Annotated in this window: 18 protein-coding genes and 9 tRNA genes; 6 read left to right on the top strand and 21 right to left on the bottom strand. The window is 68.2% G+C overall.

Annotation, left to right across the window (positions count from 1 at the left end; all coding sequences use genetic code 11):
* Window positions 1-56 precede the first annotated feature (56 nt).
* From C6570_RS05660 to C6570_RS05600, 13 genes are all read right to left on the bottom strand, one after another.
* On the bottom strand, window positions 57-1,193 hold the full coding sequence (locus C6570_RS05660; RefSeq protein WP_106702346.1) for a slipin family protein: 1,137 nt from the start codon (window positions 1,191-1,193) through the stop codon (window positions 57-59).
* A gap of 391 nt (window positions 1,194-1,584) precedes the next feature.
* Window positions 1,585-1,656, bottom strand: a tRNA-Thr gene (locus tag C6570_RS05655).
* Between the two features lie 236 nt (window positions 1,657-1,892).
* A complete protein-coding gene (locus C6570_RS05650) occupies window positions 1,893-2,468 on the bottom strand; it encodes an HNH endonuclease (protein ID WP_106702345.1) in 576 nt (191 codons plus the stop codon).
* A gap of 142 nt (window positions 2,469-2,610) precedes the next feature.
* A tRNA-Lys gene (locus tag C6570_RS05640) sits at window positions 2,611-2,687 on the bottom strand.
* A 20-nt stretch (window positions 2,688-2,707) separates the two neighbouring features.
* Window positions 2,708-2,784: transfer RNA gene (locus tag C6570_RS05635), tRNA-His, on the bottom strand.
* A gap of 18 nt (window positions 2,785-2,802) precedes the next feature.
* Window positions 2,803-3,003 carry a hypothetical protein gene (locus C6570_RS17945; RefSeq protein ID WP_123812214.1) on the bottom strand — a complete coding sequence of 67 codons (201 nt, stop codon included), beginning with the start codon at window positions 3,001-3,003 and terminating at the stop codon, window positions 2,803-2,805.
* A gap of 39 nt (window positions 3,004-3,042) precedes the next feature.
* A tRNA-Cys gene (locus C6570_RS05630) sits at window positions 3,043-3,122 on the bottom strand.
* 22 nt (window positions 3,123-3,144) lie between these two features.
* Window positions 3,145-3,220, bottom strand: a tRNA-Arg gene (locus C6570_RS05625).
* A gap of 16 nt (window positions 3,221-3,236) precedes the next feature.
* Window positions 3,237-3,312, bottom strand: a tRNA-Phe gene (locus C6570_RS05620).
* 22 nt (window positions 3,313-3,334) lie between these two features.
* Window positions 3,335-3,412 (bottom strand) — tRNA-Pro (locus C6570_RS05615).
* 7 nt (window positions 3,413-3,419) lie between these two features.
* Window positions 3,420-3,508 (bottom strand) — tRNA-Ser (locus C6570_RS05610).
* Window positions 3,509-3,519: 11 nt separating this feature from the next.
* Window positions 3,520-3,596: transfer RNA gene (locus C6570_RS05605), tRNA-Leu, on the bottom strand.
* Window positions 3,597-4,025: 429 nt separating this feature from the next.
* Window positions 4,026-4,220 (bottom strand): hypothetical protein, encoded by a 195-nt coding sequence (locus tag C6570_RS05600; RefSeq protein ID WP_123812213.1) that lies wholly within the window; start codon window positions 4,218-4,220, stop codon window positions 4,026-4,028.
* 158 nt (window positions 4,221-4,378) lie between these two features.
* Between C6570_RS05600 and C6570_RS05595 the strand changes: the two genes are divergently transcribed.
* Window positions 4,379-4,747 carry a hypothetical protein gene (locus C6570_RS05595; RefSeq protein WP_106704535.1) on the top strand — a complete coding sequence of 123 codons (369 nt, stop codon included), beginning with the start codon at window positions 4,379-4,381 and terminating at the stop codon, window positions 4,745-4,747.
* 72 nt (window positions 4,748-4,819) lie between these two features.
* Here C6570_RS05595 and C6570_RS05590 read toward each other — a convergent pair whose 3' ends face one another.
* Both C6570_RS05590 and C6570_RS05585 read right to left on the bottom strand, forming a co-directional pair.
* Window positions 4,820-6,781, bottom strand: a complete 1,962-nt coding sequence (locus C6570_RS05590; RefSeq protein ID WP_106702343.1) for an MFS transporter — start codon at window positions 6,779-6,781, stop codon at window positions 4,820-4,822.
* Window positions 6,782-6,821: 40 nt separating this feature from the next.
* A complete protein-coding gene (locus C6570_RS05585; protein ID WP_245896308.1) occupies window positions 6,822-7,655 on the bottom strand; it encodes a hypothetical protein in 834 nt (277 codons plus the stop codon).
* A gap of 323 nt (window positions 7,656-7,978) precedes the next feature.
* Between C6570_RS05585 and C6570_RS18380 the strand changes: the two genes are divergently transcribed.
* The 3 genes from C6570_RS18380 (at window position 7,979) to C6570_RS05570 (ending at window position 10,797) form a co-directional block, all read left to right on the top strand.
* The gene (locus C6570_RS18380) at window positions 7,979-8,926 is read left to right on the top strand and encodes a hypothetical protein (RefSeq protein ID WP_245896307.1); all 948 of its coding nucleotides are present in this window, start codon (window positions 7,979-7,981) and stop codon (window positions 8,924-8,926) included.
* A 100-nt stretch (window positions 8,927-9,026) separates the two neighbouring features.
* Complete coding sequence (locus C6570_RS05575) at window positions 9,027-9,779, top strand: helix-turn-helix domain-containing protein (RefSeq protein ID WP_106702341.1); 753 nt, start codon at window positions 9,027-9,029, stop codon at window positions 9,777-9,779.
* A 199-nt stretch (window positions 9,780-9,978) separates the two neighbouring features.
* Window positions 9,979-10,797, top strand: a complete 819-nt coding sequence (locus C6570_RS05570) for a crotonase/enoyl-CoA hydratase family protein (protein ID WP_106702340.1) — start codon at window positions 9,979-9,981, stop codon at window positions 10,795-10,797.
* A 32-nt stretch (window positions 10,798-10,829) separates the two neighbouring features.
* On the opposite strand, the gene C6570_RS05565 is transcribed toward C6570_RS05570, so the two are convergent.
* From C6570_RS05565 to C6570_RS05545, 5 genes are all read right to left on the bottom strand, one after another.
* Window positions 10,830-12,113 (bottom strand): FIST signal transduction protein, encoded by a 1,284-nt coding sequence (locus C6570_RS05565; protein WP_106702339.1) that lies wholly within the window; start codon window positions 12,111-12,113, stop codon window positions 10,830-10,832.
* A 46-nt stretch (window positions 12,114-12,159) separates the two neighbouring features.
* A complete protein-coding gene (locus C6570_RS05560) occupies window positions 12,160-13,176 on the bottom strand; it encodes a PhaM family polyhydroxyalkanoate granule multifunctional regulatory protein (protein ID WP_106702338.1) in 1,017 nt (338 codons plus the stop codon).
* A gap of 138 nt (window positions 13,177-13,314) precedes the next feature.
* Window positions 13,315-13,851 carry a copper chaperone PCu(A)C gene (locus C6570_RS05555; protein ID WP_106702337.1) on the bottom strand — a complete coding sequence of 179 codons (537 nt, stop codon included), beginning with the start codon at window positions 13,849-13,851 and terminating at the stop codon, window positions 13,315-13,317.
* 46 nt (window positions 13,852-13,897) lie between these two features.
* Window positions 13,898-14,485, bottom strand: a complete 588-nt coding sequence (locus C6570_RS05550) for a YcnI family copper-binding membrane protein (protein WP_106702336.1) — start codon at window positions 14,483-14,485, stop codon at window positions 13,898-13,900.
* Window positions 14,486-14,686: 201 nt separating this feature from the next.
* Window positions 14,687-15,049 carry a DUF2946 family protein gene (locus C6570_RS05545; RefSeq protein WP_106702335.1) on the bottom strand — a complete coding sequence of 121 codons (363 nt, stop codon included), beginning with the start codon at window positions 15,047-15,049 and terminating at the stop codon, window positions 14,687-14,689.
* Window positions 15,050-15,136: 87 nt separating this feature from the next.
* On the opposite strand from C6570_RS05545, the gene C6570_RS05540 reads away from it, so the two are divergent.
* Window positions 15,137-15,784 (top strand): glutathione S-transferase, encoded by a 648-nt coding sequence (locus tag C6570_RS05540; RefSeq protein ID WP_106702334.1) that lies wholly within the window; start codon window positions 15,137-15,139, stop codon window positions 15,782-15,784.
* 229 nt (window positions 15,785-16,013) lie between these two features.
* Here the strand turns inward: C6570_RS05540 and C6570_RS05535 are convergent, their stop codons facing one another.
* Window positions 16,014-16,823, bottom strand: a complete 810-nt coding sequence (locus tag C6570_RS05535; RefSeq protein WP_211297649.1) for an enoyl-CoA hydratase/isomerase family protein — start codon at window positions 16,821-16,823, stop codon at window positions 16,014-16,016.
* Window positions 16,824-16,989: 166 nt separating this feature from the next.
* On the opposite strand from C6570_RS05535, the gene C6570_RS05530 reads away from it, so the two are divergent.
* A complete protein-coding gene (locus C6570_RS05530) occupies window positions 16,990-17,595 on the top strand; it encodes a MarC family protein (protein WP_106704532.1) in 606 nt (201 codons plus the stop codon).
* The last annotated feature ends 96 nt before the right edge of the window (window positions 17,596-17,691 follow it).

Below are 17,691 nucleotides of genomic sequence, written 5' to 3'. Positions count from 1 at the left end.
GCATTGAATACAAGGGCACGGAGCGGGCGCATGGCCCGCCCCGTTGCCGCAGGCACTCAACGCAGCGTGACCAGCCCGTTGAGCACCTGGTCCAGACCTCCGACGACTGAGATCTTGTCGATGCGCTCGGCCACGCGTTCCAGCGTTTCCAGCTCTTTCATGCGCAGGGCGATGGGGTTGCCCTCCATCACCTTGGCCGTGTTGAGCAGCGATCGCGTGGCCGCGGTTTCTTCGCGGCGGCGGATCACGTTGGCTTGCGCGGCCTTTTCGGCCTCGACCACCTGGGCCAGCAGCGCCTTCATGTCGCCGGGCAGCACGATGTCTTTCACACCCACGCTGTCCAGCACCAGGCCAAAGGCGGCCAGCCGTTCGCGCACGTGCGCGGTGACGACTTCGTCGATGACGCGCTTGTTTTCCAGCAGCTCGTCCAGCGTGCGCGTGCCCACGGCGGCGCGCAGGCCAAACTGCAGCTCGCGGTACAGGTGTTCCGCGGGCTTGGGCAGCTGGCCGAATGCGCGCAGCACGTCGGCATAGCGCCAGGTGGCCACCAGGTTCAGGCGCAGCGCGACTTTGTCGCGGGTCAGGATTTCCTGGCCGGTGACCTCCAGCGATTGCAGGCGCAGGTCGACCACGTCCACCGACACGCTGCGGCCGAACTTCCAGAACGCGTGGTTGCCGGGGGGCAGCACGCGCGCGGCCTGGCCGTCCAGCGTCAGCAGGCCGACGCCGTGTTCGGGCACCTGCACTTGCAGCACGCCCGCCAGGCCGCCCACGGGGCGTTGGCGCAGCTGGGTTTGCGTCAGCCGCTGCGCCAGGTCGGCGGGCAGTTCGGGCTGAGCGGCCACGTCGACCACGTCCACGCGCACCTCGCGCAGGCCCTGCCAGTACAGGCGGCGGGTGGCGGGCGGCAGCAGTTCGACCAGCACGCCGTCTTCAAAGCGCAGGCCGGCCTGGGTTTCGCCCAGTTCCACGCGCACGAATTCGCGCGCCACCACCTCGGGCTCTTTGGCCATCAGGTAGTCGGCCAGCGGGTGGGTGAAGGCGGGCTGGTCCAGCGCGAAGGTTTCCACGCGCAGGTCGTCCAGGCCGTCCAGCAGCCAGTGGCGGCCGGGCGGCAGTACGCGGTCGAAGTCGCCGTTGCGCAGCAACAGGCCGCGCTCGTTCTTCTTGATGGTGACACGCTTGAGCTTCATGTTGTTCTCCTTATGGAATGAGCGTGTTGATTAAAAAAACAACCTGCAGCGCAGGCGTATCCTGCGCTGGCAGCTATCTTTTACATAGTGAATGGGTGCCGTTACAGGCCGGGCAGCGGACTGGCGGCATCGGCCGCCCTTGCGCTGCCGCGCGCCCACGGCCTTGCTTGGCCCGCCGGCCAAAGCCGGGGTACATCAAGGCGGGCTGGCGACGCGCTTGGGTGGCGATGGTCGCCAGCGCAAAGCTGCCTGGGCTGACGGGCCGCTGGCGCACGCGGCCTGGCCCCTGCCAGGGGCCAAGCCCCCAACGGGTACCAGCGCCACGCGCGCTGCGCGCCCGCGTTCGGCGGGGTGGTCTTGCGACCTTGGCGTTCTGAACACTGTTCAGTACATGTTGGAACGGGATTCGAACCCGCGTCAGACGAATTACAAGTTCGTTGCTCTACCACTGAGCTATCCAATGGTGCCCCTTCGGGAATCGAACCCGGCGGCCTTGCGGCCTGCACCTGCACAGGGCGTATCGGCTGGTAGGGTGGTGCGGCATACGCGGCGGCCAACGGTTTTCACCGGGCGCCGCGCACCGGCGGGGCGCACCTTGCGGCGCCAACCCCTGGCCTGTGAGCGTTCCACCTGCGCAGCAGATGCGTGGGCGCGCCCAGCGATGGCGGGGCGCGCGTTGGTTGTCGTGCCCGAAGCTTCTCAGTTCAGGCGCGAGTGTTTGGGCAGCCGTGCAGCCAGCCAGTCGTGCACGTCGGCGCGGATATGGCGGCCTTCCAGCAGAAAGCTTTCAAACCGGCTGGGCACGTAGGGCAGGTAGGCCAATGGCATACCGGCTTCTTCGGGCGTGCGGTCGGCCTTGCGGCCGTTGCAGCCTGCGCAGGCGGTGACCAGGTTCATCCAGCTCCAGGCGCCGCCGCGCGAGGCGGGCACGATGTGCTCGCACTGCAGATCGCGCTCGGGCCACACCTGTGCGCAGTAGGCGCAGGTGTGGCGGTCGCGGCGCAGCAGCTTGCCCTTCACCACGGCAGGCACGATGTCGAACAGATTCACGCTGGGCGCGCCGTGCAGCGCGATGATGGGCGGCACGGCCAGCACCGACGGCGCCCCGCGCGGCACGTTGAAGCCGCCGCGCAGCACCGCCAAAGGCCCCTGGCCTTCAGCCCACGCCACGGCGCCGCGCGCCACGTGCGTGGCCGCCTGCTCGAGCGAGATCCACGCCTGCGGCGTGCCCTGGATGTCGAGTTGCAGCACTTGGCTGTAGCGGTGGGTGGGCATGGGCGGCCTCCTTTCGTGGCCGGTGGTGGTGATGGTGGGTGGGGTGTGGCAGGGGGCAGGAAGGTCTGAACCTTCAAGCTGCGCGGTCAAAGCGCGTTGCTCTTCCAGTTGAGCTATGCCGCGGCAATGTGGTGGAAGGGGTTGGTGCGCGCTCGAGGAATCGAACCTCGGACCCTCCGGTTAAGAGCCGGGTGCTCTGGCCTGCTGAGCTAAGCGCGCAAGGGTTGATGACCATGGGTTGGGGTGTCCAGCCGGTTTCGAACCGGCGACCTTCGGGATCACGACCCGACGCGCTGACCTGCTGCGCCATGGACACCGTCAAGCTGGGAGCGGCCTACCACTCGCCCGACGCGCGCACCCGCTCGTCCAGCGGCGCGCGGTCTGCGCGTGGGCGAAGCAACGCGGCGGGCAACCACGCGCGAGCGGTCAAGCGCAGCACGCGCTGGGCCGCGTCGGAACGCGGGGCGGAAACGGAACGAAGACCAACGCCCGGACGTACCGCCGGACGTGGCTGAATAAAACGCAGCTTGTGCATGAGGCACCTCCTTGAAAGTGGCTGGGTTGAAACAGACGATGGAGGTGCGGGCGAGATTTGAACTCGCGGTGATAGACGGATTTGCAATCCGTTGCCTTCGACCACTTGGCTACCGCACCTGGAAAAAACGAAACAAATGAATGGCACCCGCGCAGCACTGGAACCTGCAACCCCCGACTTCGTAGGCCGGTGCGCTGATCCATTGCGCCAGCGGGGTATAGAAGAAGAAAGACTGGTGCCGACAGAAGGACTCGAACCTCCCACGCCCTCGTCTTCAGCGAGGCGCTCTACCGGATGAGCTATGTCGGCAAGAAGGAAGAAAAACGAAAACTGGTCTTGGTGGCTGGCTTCGATCCAGCGTCCTCCCGCTTCCAAGGCGGGCCGTCTACCTGGCTGACACTACACCCAGAGAAAAATGGCGGAGCGTGCTGGATTCGAACCAGCGGGCCGCTGGCGCGACCACGGCTTAGCAAGCCGTTACCTTGGGCCGCTCGGCCAACGCTCCAAAAAAAACACTGGTACCCCAGGAGGGATTCGAACCCTCAAAACCCTGTGTCTGAGACAGGGACGTATGCCAGTTCCGTCACCGGGGCCAATACAAAACTTGTTATCCACTTCGGCTGTGCCCTTGCGCGATCACCCCGTCGGGTGCGGTGTTTCGCTGCACGTGGCGCCGGCCGGGCTGCCGCGCACATCACCATCGCCGCCCTCACCCGCGGTTGCGACGACGGCGTGCATGGGCACAGCCGAAGTGGGGCGAGAGCCCTCGCGCGGCACGCAGCCGGCGACGCTCTCACCTTGTTCTTTGCAAGGCGCTGGTTGCCCCATCCAGTACGGGGCGCGCCTTGCTCTAGCTTGTTAAAGAACAGTTGGGCTGCGCCCGGGGGCGCTGCCAGTGCGGTGCGATCACCACACACAGCCAGGGTTGGGTTGAAGAAAACAAAACGGCCCGGAAAACCTGTGGGTCTTCCGGGCCGTCTTGGGGCACCTGGGCTCAGGTGCCTGACGTGAGAGGCGTGCGTCTAGGCACGGCCCTCCCCGGAAAGAATGGTGTTCTCGCGCTGATCAAGCTGCCGCGGGCTCTTGCCGGCGTGCTGCTGGGCTGTGCCCCCGACTGCGGCGCAATTCATGGCGAACAGGTCATGTGCAAAACCGGCGTGCACCAGCGCGCCACTGCCAAAGCAGCGGTAGGCGGATAGGGTGTAGGCGGTTGTCACGATGAAGTCCTGAAGAAAATGAAAAGCGAAAAGTGAATCGAAAAAAGTGCTGCCCACTTGAGCGATGGGCGCAACTGTAAAGAGTCTTTACTCCACCGTCAAGCGCGGCGACAATCTTTTTTGTGCTGTTGTTGCGCGCCCACGCTGCGCCCCTTCCCTTGTCCGACTTCACTCTTGTGCGCCGCCAAAACGTGCTGGCGCTTTTTCAACGCTTTGCCGAACGCGCGCTGGCCCAGGGCGTGCCGCCCAAAGGGCTTGAGCAGGACTTTGCCGCTCGCCTGCAAATCTCGCCCAGCATGTGGAGCCAGATCAAATCGGCCCGGCCCATCGGCAACAAGCTGGCGCGGCAGATTGAAGCGGCCTGCGACCAGCCCAACGGCTGGCTGGACGAAGCGCACGAAGACGCCCCGCCCACCGAAGAAGAAAAAGCCTTCATGGCCCTGGCGCTGACCGCCTGGCGGGCCAGCAATGCTGCGGGGCGCAGGGCGCTGCGCAAGCAGATGCTGGCCATCGCGCAGGATTCATGAAGTGAACCGCTCGGCCGCGCAACCCGCGTGCATCCGCCTACAGCGGGCCTGCGCGGCGAGGATGCGGCCCGCTCAGCCGCGCGCCAACAGGCCGGCAACGCGCTCTTGGAGCAAGGCGGGCGTGACCTGCGCCGCCGGCACCGGCTCGCCCACGTTCAGGCCGACGCGGTTGAACATGCCGCGGCGGAAGGGGTGGGTCATGGCGCCTTTCTTTTCGATGCGGCTGAAGAAAGAGCCCCACAGGTTGGTCAGCGCCATGGGCACAACGGGCGTGTCCACGCCGTCGGCCTGGGCTTGCTCCAGGATCTTCATCACGCCGCCTTTGAAGGGCTGCAACTGGCCGTCGCGCGTGATGCCGCCTTCGGGAAAGATGCCCAGCAGGTCGCCTTCGCGCAGGACTTTGGCAGCCTCGTCGAAGGCGCGTTGGTAGGTGACGGGGTCGTCCTTTTGCGGCGCCACAGGGATGCACTTGGCCAGGCGAAACAGCCAGCCCAGCACGGGCACCTGGAAGATGCGCGAATCCATGATGAAGCGGATGGGGCGCGGGCTGGCGGCCATCAGGAGCACCGCATCGACAAAGCTGACGTGGTTGGCCACCAGCACGGCCGGGCCTTCGCTGGGGATGTTCTGCTCGCCCGTGACTTTGAAGCGGTAGACGATGCGGGTCAGCACCCAGGCGATGAAGCGCAGCAGGTATTCAGGCATCAGCAGAAAGATGTAGCCCGCCACCACGGCATTGGCCAGGCCGACGATGAGGAAGATCTGCGGGATGCTGAAGCCGCTTTTGAGCAGCGCGCCGGCGATCAGCGCGCTGGCGATCATGAACAGCGCGTTCATGATGTTGTTGGCGGCGATGATGCGGGCGCGGTGCGTGGGCGCGCTGCGCAACTGAATCAGCGCGTACATGGGCACGCTGTACAGGCCCGCGCACAGGCTGAGCAGCAGCAGGTCGCCCATGGCGCGCCAGTGCGCGGGCTGGGCCAGAAAGCTGCCCAGCGTGTAGATGCCGCCCACGGGCGCCGGCAGCGCGCGCGAGGCAAAGTACAAATCCACCGCGAACACCGTCATGCCCAGCGCGCCCAGCGGCACCAGGCCGATTTCCACCTGGCGGTGCGACAGCTTTTCGCACAGCAGCGAGCCGGTGCCCACGCCCACCGAAAACACCACTAGCAGCAGCGAGGCGACCTGCTCGTTGCCGTGCAGCACTTCCTTGGCGAACGCGGGGAAGTTGCTGAGGAAGACGGCGCCGAAGAACCACATCCACGAGATGCCCAGCAGCGAGCGGAACACGACGATGTTGCCGTGCGCCAGGCGCAGGTTGCGACAGGTTTCGGTGACGGGGTTCCAGTTGATCTTCAGGCCCGGGTCGGTGGCCGGCGCGCGCGGAATGAACTGCGCCACGGCGCGCCCCGCCACGGCCAGCGCTATACAAGCGATAGCTACTGATGCATGCCCCACCTGCGGCAGCGCCACCAAAAGCCCACCGACCACGTTGCCCAGCAGGATGGCGACGAAGGTGCCCATCTCGACCATGCCGTTGCCGCCCGTCAGCTCGCGGTCGTTCAGCACCTGCGGCAGGTAGGCGAACTTGACGGGGCCGAAGAAGGTGGAATGCATGCCCATCAGAAACACACAGGCCAGCAGCACCGGCACGTTGGCCACCACGAAGCCCCAGGCGGCGATCGCCATGATGACGATTTCCAGGTTCTTCACCACGCGGATCAGCGTGGTCTTTTCAAACTTGTCGGTCAGCTGCCCGGCTGTGGCCGAAAACAGCAGGAAAGGCAGGATGAACAGCGCGCCGATGACGATGCCGGCCATGGCCGGCTCCAGCCAGCTGACGCTGATCTGGTAGGTGACCATCACCGTGAAGGCGAACTTGAACAGGTTGTCGTTGGCCGCGCCAGAAAACTGCGTCCAGAAAAACGGCGCAAAGCGGCGCTGGCGCAGCAGGGCGAACTGATTGGGCTCGTCTGGCCCGCCGTGCGCTGGCGCGGCGGCGGTGGGCACGGTGGTGCCGTTGTGCTGGGTCATGATGGCGAATCCTCCGGGTACTGTCGTTCTTGTTGAAAAGTCAGCGCATTGTGGGGGCTGCACCCAGCGGCGCGGTGACGGCGGCGGCGCGGTGCAGCGCCTGCACCACAGGCCACGCGGCCAGCGCAGCGACCACGTGCTTGGCGCTGTGGCCGGACAGCCAGCCCTGCGTCCATTCAAATACGGGCTGGTCGGCCAATTCCAGCCCCTTGGCCAGCGCGTACCAGGCGATGACCGCCACGATGGCAAAGCCCAGTGCGCGCGGACGCGGCGCACGCAGGGCCAGGGCGGCCAGCAGCACCAGCCCGCCCGCCTGCAGCACGGCCCAGGGGGTCATGTTGGCCGCCCACAGCGCCACCAGCGCGGTGGCCGGTGCGGCCAGGGCGACGACCACGGCGGAGGCCACGCCCGCGCGGTCGCTGATGCGGTCGGCCACGGCCAGGCCCAGCAGGCCGGCGAAGGCCAGGCCCATGCCCAGCCGGTCGATGCACAGGCCCGCGTCGTGCGGCGCCCAGTGATAGAACGACGAGCACGCGGCGGTCGACATCAGCCCCACAAAGAACAGCGCGGACAGCGCGCGTTGCACGGCGCCGATCCGGCGCTGGCCCGCCCGCAGCAGCTGCAGGCCGCCCCAGGCGCCCATCAGGGCAAAGGGCAGATTGCTCAGCACATCCATGGCGTGCGGCAGACCCAGCCACGTGCGCTGATCGGCAAAGTCGTGGTAGTTGGCTGGCAAGGCGGTGACGGGCAACGCGAACGCCAGCAGCACCATGGCTGCAAAACTGAGCCAGAGAAAATGTTCCGGCGCAGTCAGGCGCTGGGCGCCGCGTGGGCCATCGGCAATACGCCGCAGGGAAGTTGAGATGCGTGGCATGGCGAAAAACAAGGCCCACAGGGCCGCAGTCAAGAGTGGGCGCAGTCTGTCAGCACCCCCCGGCTTGACTGGCCGGCTTTCGGCACCTGACGCGTTCTGAAAGACCCTCGGTATCGCTCAACGCTACCGGGCAACCTTGAGTCCGCGGCTGGCATCACCCGCCTTGGCGCCCGACAAGAAACTGCAAGCCGGCCATCGTCCTGCGGCGCACCAGCGTGACGGCTGAGCCGGCGGCCTCCGGGCCCACTGCGGTGCACCGCCCTAGAGCCCTTAGGGCCGTGCGGCACAATTCCTGTTCGCAGCGACACACGAGGAGTTTTCATATGACGCAGTTTCCCGCCTTCGCTATCGCGCGCGCCGCGCGTGCAGGTGCTTGGCCTTCCCGCCTGGGGGCACTGGCAATGGCGGGTGCCATCGCAGCGCTCACCGGCTGCGCGGCCTCTAATGGCGGGGGAACTGCGACAACGCCCGTCGACGACCGGGCGACGGGCAGCACGCCGCCAGCGCCGCCCCCAGCAGGCCTGCCCTATCCCGAGGTGCTGACGGCCGCCCAAGGCCCGCTCGCGCAGGCGAGGCAGGCACTGGTGGGCCAAAAGGTGGCTATTGAATTGCAAGCGCTGGGCCGTCGCGGCACGCCATCCAGCACTTACCAGGTGCAAGCGGGTGACGATGTGCTGTTTCGTTGCCTGAGCAGCGCCCGTGGTTTCAGCGGCGGGCAGGTGGTGACCGAAGTGCGCGCCGTGAGAGGCAGTGCCAACGGGCGCACGCGCACGGTGGATCTGGCCCGCTGCGACAGCGGGGCGACGGCCACGCCACCACCGGCCAGCACGCCGCCGCCAGCAGCGGATCGACCTGGCCCTGCGTCGGGCGGTGCCGGCGCAGTGGGCGCGGGCAAGCCTGGCATGGACGCGCGCGGCAACGTGGTCGACTCGTCCAAAGTGGAATCGGGCAGTGGCCGCACCGTCAAGGGCATCAACGACTACGAAGGAGAAATTACGGGCAACCCCGCGCGGGGCAGCCGCTTCACACGGTTGCAGATCGGCATGCCGGTGAAGCAGGTCACCGACCTGATCGGTCAGCCCACGGACCAAGGCGCCTACATGACCGGCAAGGCGTGGATTCCGTTTTACTTTGGCGGCGATAGGCATCGGTTTGAGCTGGTCTACAAGGGCCAGGGCAGACTGATTTTTGCCGGCGGCGGCGTGGGCAACTTCACCAGTGGCAACCTGATCTGGATCATTCACAACGCCAACGAAGGCGGTTACCGCTGAAACGCCTGTGGCACCGGGGTGCACACAGCACGCGCCCTGCCAGGCGCTGAGTCGACGCCCCCCGTGACGTGACCTCCTAATCGCCCAGAGCGCGCCCCCCATGAGCACCACCGCCGACCTGGTCACCGCCGTCAAGAAAGAGTTGAAAGCCGCCCAGATGACCTACGCCGATCTGGCGCAGGAGCTGGGCATGGCCGAATCCAGCGTGAAGCGCATGCTGGCCAAGGGCGACATGCCGCTGTCGCGCGTGGACGCCATCTGCCGCGCCCTGAAAATCGACTTTGCCGACCTGGCGCGGCGCGTGGCCGACGCGCAGCCCCAACTGCAAGAACTGACGGCCGAGCAAGAGCGCGCCGTGGTCGCCGACGAAAAGCTGCTGCTGGTGGCCATCAACGTGCTGAGCAGCTGGACGCTGGAGCAGATGACCAGCGCCTACCGCCTGAGCGAGGCGGAGGTGATCAAGTACCTGGCGCAGCTGGACCGCATCGGCATCATCGAGCTGCGCGCGCTGAACCGCTACCGCCTGAAGGTGGCCAAAACCTTCCGCTGGCGCCCGCACGGGCCGGTGATGCAGTACTTCCGCGAACACGCGCTGCTGGATTACTTTGGCGGCTCGTTCGACGGCAATGGTGAGCACCTGCAGCTGGTGCACGGCACCATCAGCCGCGCGCTGGCGCCGGGTTTTGTCGAACGGCTGCAGCGCGTGGCACAGGACTTTGCCCAGCAGCACCAGACCGACCAGAAGCTCAAAGACAGCGAGCGCGAGGGCTTCACCCTGATCCTGGCCATGCGCAGCTGGGAGCTGGCGGCCTTCGAGCGGCTGCGCCGCGTGGGCACTGCCGCCGGGGCGTGAAGCAATTGTTATCTTTTTGATAGCTGCCGGCGCCCGTCCGTAGTGCGCCAGAGGCCGTTTTGTCTTGAAGCTTTCGCTGCACGCCCGATGGCTGCGCGCCACGCAAGTGACAGCCTTGGCCGCCCGGCGCACCTAGCATCGGGCCAGCCCGCGCGCCAGCAGGTGCGCGCCGACGAACCCCGGCCCTGACAAATCGACCATGAGCAGCCCCGCAGACCACCCCGTGCCCGCCGAGGGCCGCATCGACACCGAAGTGCGCGGCCACGTGCTGCTGATCGGCATCAACCGCCCTGCCAAGCGCAACGGCTGGACGGTGCCCATGTTCCGCCAGTTGGCCGAGGCCTACACCCGGCTGGACGACGACCCCAGCCTGCGCGTGGGCGTGCTGCATGCGTTGGGCGACCATTTCACCGCCGGGCTGGACCTGCCCGCCATCGCGCCGTTCATGCAGCGCGGTGAAAAAGCGGTGCCCTACGGCCAGGTGGAGCCGCACGACTTTGGCCTGCCCGGCTACCGCCGCCGCACCAAGCCGATGGTGGCGGCCGTCAAAGGCATCTGCTTCACGGTGGGCATCGAGCTGATGCTGGGCGCCGACATCGTGGTGGCAGGGCAGGACTGCCGTTTTTCACAGATGGAAGTGCAGCGCGGCATCATGGCCACGGGCGGCGCCACCTTGCGCATGGCCGAGCGCGCGGGCCTGGGCAACGCGATGCTGCACCTGCTGACCGCCGACGAGTTTGGCGCCGACGAAGCGCTGCGCCTGAATTTTGTGCAAAAGGTGGTGCCCAACGCCGAGGTGCTGGACGAGGCCTTGCGCATTGCCGAGCGCATCGCCGCCCAGGCCCCACTGGCCGTGGTGGCCACGCGGTTGAACGTGCTGAAGGCGGTGGAACACGGCCCGCACGCGGCAGCGGCCGATTTCATCGAAACGCAGAAGCGGCTGGCCAACAGCGAAGACGCGGCCGAGGGCGTGCGCGCCTTTGTCGAAAAACGGCCCGCACGGTTTCAGGGGCGATAGAGCTGCTGTTGCCGCAGCCGGCGCCGCCTGCGTCAGTCCGAGGATTCGTCGGCGGATTCGTCGGCCACGAACACCGTCAGCACGCCGGTGTAGCCGTACAGATGGTGGCGCGCGATTTCGCCACCCGCAAAGAAGCCCACCAGCGGCACATCGCCCAGCGCGTGCCGCACGATCTGCAGCTCGGCCCCCGGCCCGCCGAAATGGGGGCCGCCGCGGCCTGAGCAGCTGATGTACACCGCGCCGGCGATGCGCCGCGCAGGGTGCGGCGCCGACACTTCCGGCGCGGCGGCCAGCGCCGCGGCCGTGGTGCCGGTGACTTCCTCTGGCTCCAGCTCTTCGCGGATTTCGGCGCACACGCGCATCAGATCGGCGCGGGCGGCCTGCACGTTGCGCTGGCAGAACGCCAGGCGCTGGCCGGGCTGGGGCCGCTCGGCAATCGCCACGCCGCGGCGCCCGGGATCGACGCCGATGATGTGGCGCACCACCACGTCCGGCCCGAAGTCGCCGGTGCGCCGCACGCCGGGCTCGCCCGCGTCGGACAAGCCCACCAGCGTCTGGCGCACCACGGCCAGCGCCTCGCGCGGCGCGTCCAGGCTGATGCGCAGGTCGGCCAGCATCACATCCAGCGCGGGCTGGCCGTCCAGCGCCAGCACCACGTTGCCCTCGGCCGCGGTGATTTCCCGCTCAGGCGCCACGGGCAGGCAGCCTTGCGTGACGCGCGAAACCAAGGCCACGCCCGCGCCCCAGGCCACGCCCGACAAGCCCCCGGCAATCACGCCGCCCACTGCGCCCTGCCCGCGCACATGGCCCTGGCTGCCCACGGCGAACTGCAGCACCTGGCTGCGGCTGGAGGACAGGCCGCCGAAGAGATAGCCGGTGTCGGTGCGCTGGGCCAGCTCGGCCACCAGCTCGGGCACGTCGGGCGTTTGCGCGTCGGCGTGGACCAGCGCGGTGTGCGGGCGAAACGGCGCGCCGCCGCCCAGCGGCATGACGCCCGAAAACACGCGGTACTGGTCGCTGGGCACGGCGCACAGCATCACGGTCAGCGCGGGCTCGTCGATGTATTCGGCATTGGTGGCGCACACGCCGATGCCCACGGTGCCGGCCCAGTCGGTCACCTCGGGCAGTTCGGCGCCGAGGTAGTCCAGGATGTCGCGCGCCGCACCCGCGTAGTGGTCGGTGATGTAGATCAGGCCCAGGGTGGGCGCGTCGGCGTAGTCGGGCAAGGCCATGTGCGCGCGCAACTGCGCCAGCACCAGCCCGCATGCCATCTGCCACTGGGGGTGTGTGGCGTGGCCATAGGGAAACAGCTTCATGCGGAGAACCGGGCCATCGTGCCCTGCTTCATGGGGTGGGTAAGTTTCAGCGCCGTTTGGCCGGCGGCGGCAAAGGCCAGCCGCCGGCCTGGCGGGCCGGTGCGGCTTCGCGCGAAGCGGCGCGCGCAGGCGCTGCCTTCTTGGCCGGTGCTTTCTTGCTGGCGGCAGCGCTGGGTTCGGCCTTCGCGCCCTTCTTGGCCGCTGCGCGCTGACCTGCGGTTGAACGAGCGGAAGGGCGTTGAGGCGCCGACTTGGGCGACGCCGCTTTCTTGGCGGCGCCCTTCGGGCGCGCGGCTTTCGGGGCCTTGGCGGTCTTTGCAGCTTTGGCGGCGGCTTTCGCGGCGGCCGGTGGTTGGGGGGTGCCGGCGGCGGCGCCCGCGTCCGCCTTGGCTTTGGGCGGCACCGCCTCGCGCAAGGCGCTGGCGGCGATTTGTTGAAATTGCTGCGTCAACGCATTCCACCACTGCATGCCGTCGGCCATGCGCGCGGCGGCAGAGGCGCTGGCGGCCGAGCTGGTGGCGGCGGCGCTGGATTCTTCGACCGGTGCGCCCTTGTCGCTGCCTGCTTGCTCCGCAGGGGCCTGCACGGCCTCTGGCGCGCTGTCGGCCACAGGCTCCGGCTCTGGCGAGGGCGCTGGCGTGTCTGGCTCAGCCGTGGGTTGGTCGACGAAGGGCCAGCTTGGCGCCGTGCCGCCGGGTGCGGGTGCTGGCGTGCGCGCGGCCGATGTCGGCGCGGGCGCGGCGGGCGTGGGCACGGCGGCGGTGAAGGCCTTGGCCACTTCGCTCATGCTGACGTTCATGCCCTGCAGCGTGGCCAGCGTCATTTTCTGGACTTCCAGCGCCTGAATGGTGGCCTTGAGCGCCGTGGCGTTCTGGTCCAGCCAGAACAGCACGGCCTTGAGTTCGCTGATGCGCTTGTCCAGCTCGTCCAAGCTCACGGTTGGCGCCACCCATTGCCCCAGGCCCGGCATGGCGCTGCCGGCCTTTTGCGCCGAAGCCAGCTGCTGAAGGAACTCAAAACCGGGGATGAACTTGCCGAAGGCAAAGGCGTTGGCGTCGCTCAAGGGGCACCTCGCGGAAGATGGGAGCCGGGGGCCGCCGCGCGCCGGGCACGGTGTTGCAGCGGGCTTGACCGCAGCTTAACCGATCACCCTGCCGCGCCGAGGGGCGGGCGCGCCTGGCGCGGCGGCGCCCGCCTGTCGTCAGTGCTGGTGCCCGCCCGCGGCAGGCGCGGCGCCCACAGGTTGCACCGGCACCTGCACATCCAGCCGCGACTCGCGGCCCTGGGCGTCGCGCAAGGTCAGCGCCAGCGGCACCGTTTCGCCCGCCTTCAACGGCTGCTTCAGGTCCATCAGCATCAGGTGGTGGCCGCCGGGCTTGAGCTCGACCGCGCTGCCAGCGGGCAGCGCCAGCGACGGGATGGCGCGCATGCGCATCACCCCGCCTTGCATGGCCATTTCATGCACCTCGGCCACACCGGCCACGGGCGACGCCACGCGCACCAGCTGCATCGGGGTGCTGGCGGTCAAGGTCATGAAGGCACCCGTGGCCTTTTGGCCAGGCACGCTGGCGCGCGCCCAGGCTTGGGTCACACGCACCGTATCGCCAGGGTTGGCGGCCGTGGGGGCGGGCGCGCTGGGGGCGGCGGTGGCGGTGGCAGGTTGCGCCCAGGCGCCAGCGCTGGCGCCCAGCCACAGCGCCGCCGTCAGGGCGTGCGGCAGAAAACGATGGGAAATCATGGTGAAGCCTCTCAGGCGGGGTGAATGGAGTGAATCATGCCGCGCATCAGTGCGCGTGTCCGGCGTGGCCAGCGTGCCCGGCGGGTGCCGCGGCATCGGCAGGGGCCGGTGCTGTGGGTGCGGCGCTTGCCGCCGCGGCGTCGGCTGCGGGCAGCACCTGCAGCAGCGCCGCCGGTGTGGCCAGGCCGTGGGTGTCGGTGCCGGTGGCGGGCACCTTGGCCCAGTCCACCTCGCCGTTTTCACACACTTGTTGCACGCGCCACCACAGCGGGCCGGGCTGCGCCGGCAGCTGCGCGCGCAGCACGAACTCGTCGTAGTGCGCGTCCAGCAGCGGGCCGCCGCGCCAGGCGATCTGCGTGGCTTCGCCGCTGGCGGGCAGCGCGTCCAGCGCCCAGCCGGGCTTGGGCATGGGATGGGCGTGGGTCACGCCAGCGGGCAAGTAGACGACAACCGCGCGCGTGGCCGAGCCGGCGCAGCCGTGCCCCACGCGGAACACCGCCTTGTAGGTGCTGCCGGCGTGGGCCGTACGCTGCTCCAGCGTGATGTGGGCCTGGGCAGCACCGGTCAGCGCCAAGGAGGCAAGAGTGGCCGCCGCGGCGGCGCTAAAGATAGAACGTAAAGCTGGGACAGTCATGGTGTCCTCCTTCAGATTTCAGGGTGTCGCTTGGACAGGCCGATCCCGCACAGCCCCGCATCGGCGCTGGGGCCCTCGCGGCGCATACCGGTGCATAGCGATGCAACCGCGCAGTGGATCGGTGAAGAAATGAGGCAGAGCCCGCCGCCGCACCGCCCGCCAATCGCCAAGCCTGGCGGGCGGGTGCGCGGCTGGCGCGGCTCAGGCAGCGCGCACGGGCGGGCCGCGGGCAGGAAGGGGCGCCCAGACGCCCGCCACGCGCGGCGCCTCGGCCTGCGCCCAGCGGTTGCCGAGCAAGGGGCGCGCGGTAGGCAGCGCGGTGGCCGGCACGTCGGCCGGGGGTGCGCCCACCAGCAGGCACAGCGCGCAATCCAGCGTGTGGCCCTGAGGCACCGGGCCCGGATCATCGTCGCCGACGGCCATCAGCTGCACGCTGCCTTGCGCGCACACCATCTGGTACGCACGCGGGGCCACCCATGGCGACGCGGCGGCCACGCCCAGCGCAAGCGCAAACCAGACGAGCGCCAGGCGCCCAAACCGGTGGTGAAGCTGCCGCCAAGACATGCGGGCGATTATGGCATGCCGTCCGCTGCGCGACTGATGGCGCGGGCCGAACCCGCTACGCTGCGCGGTTCAATTGAGGAGACCGATATGTTCAAGCTCTGTGGCTTCGCTGGCAGCAACTACTACAACAAGGTGAAACTGGCCTTGCTCGAAAAAGGCGTGCCCTTTGAAGAAGAACTGGCCTGGCTGGGCCAGACCGACGCCGCCGCCAGCCCGTTGGGCAAGGTGCCCTACGCGATCACCGAAGACGGCCCGCTGAGCGAATCCACCATCCTGCTCGAATACCTGGAAGACCGCTACCCCGAGCACCCTTTGCTGCCCGCCAACGCCTACCAGGCGGCCAAGGTGCGCGAGCTGGTTCGCTACCTGGAGCTGCACCTGGAGCTGACCGCGCGCAACCTGTACCCCGAAGCGTTTTTTGGCGGCACCGTCAGCGACGGGCTGAAGGCCAAGCTGCGCCCGCTGCTTGAAAAGTACATCGCCGGGTTTGGCCAGCTGGCCAAGTTTTCGCCCTACGTGGCGGGCGACACCTTCACCCTGGCCGACTGCGCAGCGGCTGTGCACCTGCCGCTGGTCAGCAGCTGCACCAAGATCATCTACGGTGAAGACCTGCTGGCGGGCCTGCCCGTGAAGGACTACCTGAAGCGCCTGGGCGAGCGCCCCACGGTGCAGAAGGTGAACGCCGACCGCAAGATCAACACCGAACAGATGATGGCGCGGATGAAGGGCAAGTAGCAATCAAACCGGCCGTCAGCGCTTGTCCATCAAGCGCTGAAAGCTATTATTTTTGCAGTACGCCGATATCGCTATCACACACACTCGCATGCGCCGCGCCAACCCGCCAGCGGCTGCGGAGCAAGCCAGCAAGCGCCGTTCCCGGACCTGCGCCGGGAACTGGCGTTGTCTCCCCTCCCGAAGCGCACAGCGCGTAGAGAGAGGGGGAGACGCGAAGCGGCTCAGGGGGTCAATACCGTGGCGCGCGACGGTCGCGCAGGCTGGCCACGCCCTCGTGCACGTCCGGGCCGCCAAAGCCCATGAATTCCAGCGCCAGCGAGGTGTCGAAGCTCGGCCCCGCCTGGCGGTACCAGTTGTTGAGCGAATACTTCGTCCAGCGGATGGCCGTGGTGCTGCCGGCGGCCAGCTTGTCGGCCACTTCGTAGGCTTTGGTGAGCAGCTGGTCGTCGTCCACCGCCAGTGAGACCAGGCCGATGCGCTCGGCCTCTTCGCCCGTCACCGCCTCGCACAGCATCAGGTAGTACTTGGCCTTGGCCATGCCGCACAGCAGCGGCCAGCAGATGGCGGCGTGGTCGCCCGCCGCCACGCCCAGGCGGGTGTGGCCGTCCACGATCTTCGCGGTCTTGGCGGCAATCGAAATGTCGGCCAGCAACCCTGCCACCAGCCCCGCGCCCACGGCGGGGCCGTGCATGGCGCTGACGATGGGCTTGTCGCAGTTGATGACGTTGTAGACCAAATCGCGCGCCTCTTTCCACACGCGGGTGCGCACGGCGAAGTCGCTGGCCATGTCCTGCACCAGCGCCAGATCGCCACCGCCGGAAAAGCCCATGCCTTCGCCGCGCAGCACCACGGCGCGCACGCTGTCGTCCTTGTCGATGTCGCGCCAGATCTCGCTCAGCTCCCAGTGGCCGTCGTGGCCTGCGGTGGGCAGCTTGCCGTTTTGCGCCTTCATCTGCAGATCGATCACGGCGCCATCCTGGCCGCGGCGGGTGATGTGCAGGGTCTGATAGCGGCTGTAGTCGATGGCGGGCTGGCTCATGGCAGGGGTGTCCTCGGGTGCTTTGGGATGGAGCCCGGATGGTAGCGAGCCAGTGCACCGCTGCACAATATGCACCGCCCAGCGCACGCCGCCCGTACGCTGCTTGCGCCGCCTGAACGCCACACCCCCGCAGCCCTGCGATGCACGCCAGGTCAGCCCGCCCCACATGACGTCCTACACCTTCGCCTCTGCCACCGTCTTACTGCTGCTGATCACCGATCCGCTGGGCAACATCCCGATCTTCGCCAGCGCGCTGAAGTCGGTGCCGGACGCGCGCCGCCCGTGGGTGATCCTGCGCGAAGTGCTGATCGCCTTTTTGCTGCTGCTGGCCTTCATGTTCGCTGGCGACGGATTCTTGCGCGTGATGAACCTGTCCCCGCTGTCGCTGCAGATCGCCGGGGGCGTGGTGCTGTTTCTGATCGCGCTGCGCATGGTGTTCCCGGCGCCGCCGCGCCCGGCGGCCGAGGCGGATGGGCCCGCTACCGAGCCGCTGATCGTGCCGCTGGCCATCCCTGCGCTGGCTGGCCCCTCGGCGCTGGCCACGGTGATGCTGCTGGTCAGCCAGGCGCCCCAGCAGCGCTGGGAATGGGTGGGCGCGCTGTGCGTGACGATGGCCGTCTGCGCCGTGGTGCTGGTGCTGGCCGAGCGCCTGCAGCGCATCGTCGGCCCGCGCGTGCTGCAGGCGTTTGAGCGGCTGATGGGCCTGATCCTGGTGGCCCTGGCGGTAGAGATGCTGCTGCGCGGGGCCAAGCTGTTCGCGCAGCAGCTTTGAAACGCGGCGCCACTCAGCTTGGGCGGCTCAGCGTCAGGCTGTCTGGCGAAACCGATTGCCGGCCCCGCTGCCAGCAGCGCGACAAGGCCAGCGAAT

Source organism: Ottowia oryzae (genome assembly GCF_003008535.1).
Lineage (GTDB): Bacteria > Pseudomonadota > Gammaproteobacteria > Burkholderiales > Burkholderiaceae_C > Ottowia > Ottowia oryzae.
Note: the sequence above shows the minus strand (reverse complement) of the source record. Positions and strands in the feature narration are given on the sequence as shown.

Excerpts from the sequence above, each read along its gene's own strand:
- C6570_RS05660 (WP_106702346.1), bottom strand. The coding sequence starts at position 1,193 with ATGAAGCTCAAGCGTGTCACCATCAAGAAGAACGAGCGCGGCCTGTTG.
- C6570_RS05650 (WP_106702345.1), bottom strand. The coding sequence starts at position 2,468 with ATGCCCACCCACCGCTACAGCCAAGTGCTGCAACTCGACATCCAGGGC.
- C6570_RS17945 (WP_123812214.1), bottom strand. The coding sequence starts at position 3,003 with ATGCACAAGCTGCGTTTTATTCAGCCACGTCCGGCGGTACGTCCGGGC.
- C6570_RS05590 (WP_106702343.1), bottom strand. The coding sequence starts at position 6,781 with ATGACCCAGCACAACGGCACCACCGTGCCCACCGCCGCCGCGCCAGCG.
- C6570_RS05585 (WP_245896308.1), bottom strand. The coding sequence starts at position 7,655 with ATGCCACGCATCTCAACTTCCCTGCGGCGTATTGCCGATGGCCCACGC.
- C6570_RS18380 (WP_245896307.1), top strand. The coding sequence starts at position 7,979 with ATGACGCAGTTTCCCGCCTTCGCTATCGCGCGCGCCGCGCGTGCAGGT.
- C6570_RS05575 (WP_106702341.1), top strand. The coding sequence starts at position 9,027 with ATGAGCACCACCGCCGACCTGGTCACCGCCGTCAAGAAAGAGTTGAAA.
- C6570_RS05570 (WP_106702340.1), top strand. The coding sequence starts at position 9,979 with ATGAGCAGCCCCGCAGACCACCCCGTGCCCGCCGAGGGCCGCATCGAC.
- C6570_RS05565 (WP_106702339.1), bottom strand. The coding sequence starts at position 12,113 with ATGAAGCTGTTTCCCTATGGCCACGCCACACACCCCCAGTGGCAGATG.
- C6570_RS05555 (WP_106702337.1), bottom strand. The coding sequence starts at position 13,851 with ATGATTTCCCATCGTTTTCTGCCGCACGCCCTGACGGCGGCGCTGTGG.
- C6570_RS05550 (WP_106702336.1), bottom strand. The coding sequence starts at position 14,485 with ATGACTGTCCCAGCTTTACGTTCTATCTTTAGCGCCGCCGCGGCGGCC.
- C6570_RS05545 (WP_106702335.1), bottom strand. The coding sequence starts at position 15,049 with ATGTCTTGGCGGCAGCTTCACCACCGGTTTGGGCGCCTGGCGCTCGTC.
- C6570_RS05540 (WP_106702334.1), top strand. The coding sequence starts at position 15,137 with ATGTTCAAGCTCTGTGGCTTCGCTGGCAGCAACTACTACAACAAGGTG.
- C6570_RS05535 (WP_211297649.1), bottom strand. The coding sequence starts at position 16,823 with ATGAGCCAGCCCGCCATCGACTACAGCCGCTATCAGACCCTGCACATC.
- C6570_RS05530 (WP_106704532.1), top strand. The coding sequence starts at position 16,990 with ATGACGTCCTACACCTTCGCCTCTGCCACCGTCTTACTGCTGCTGATC.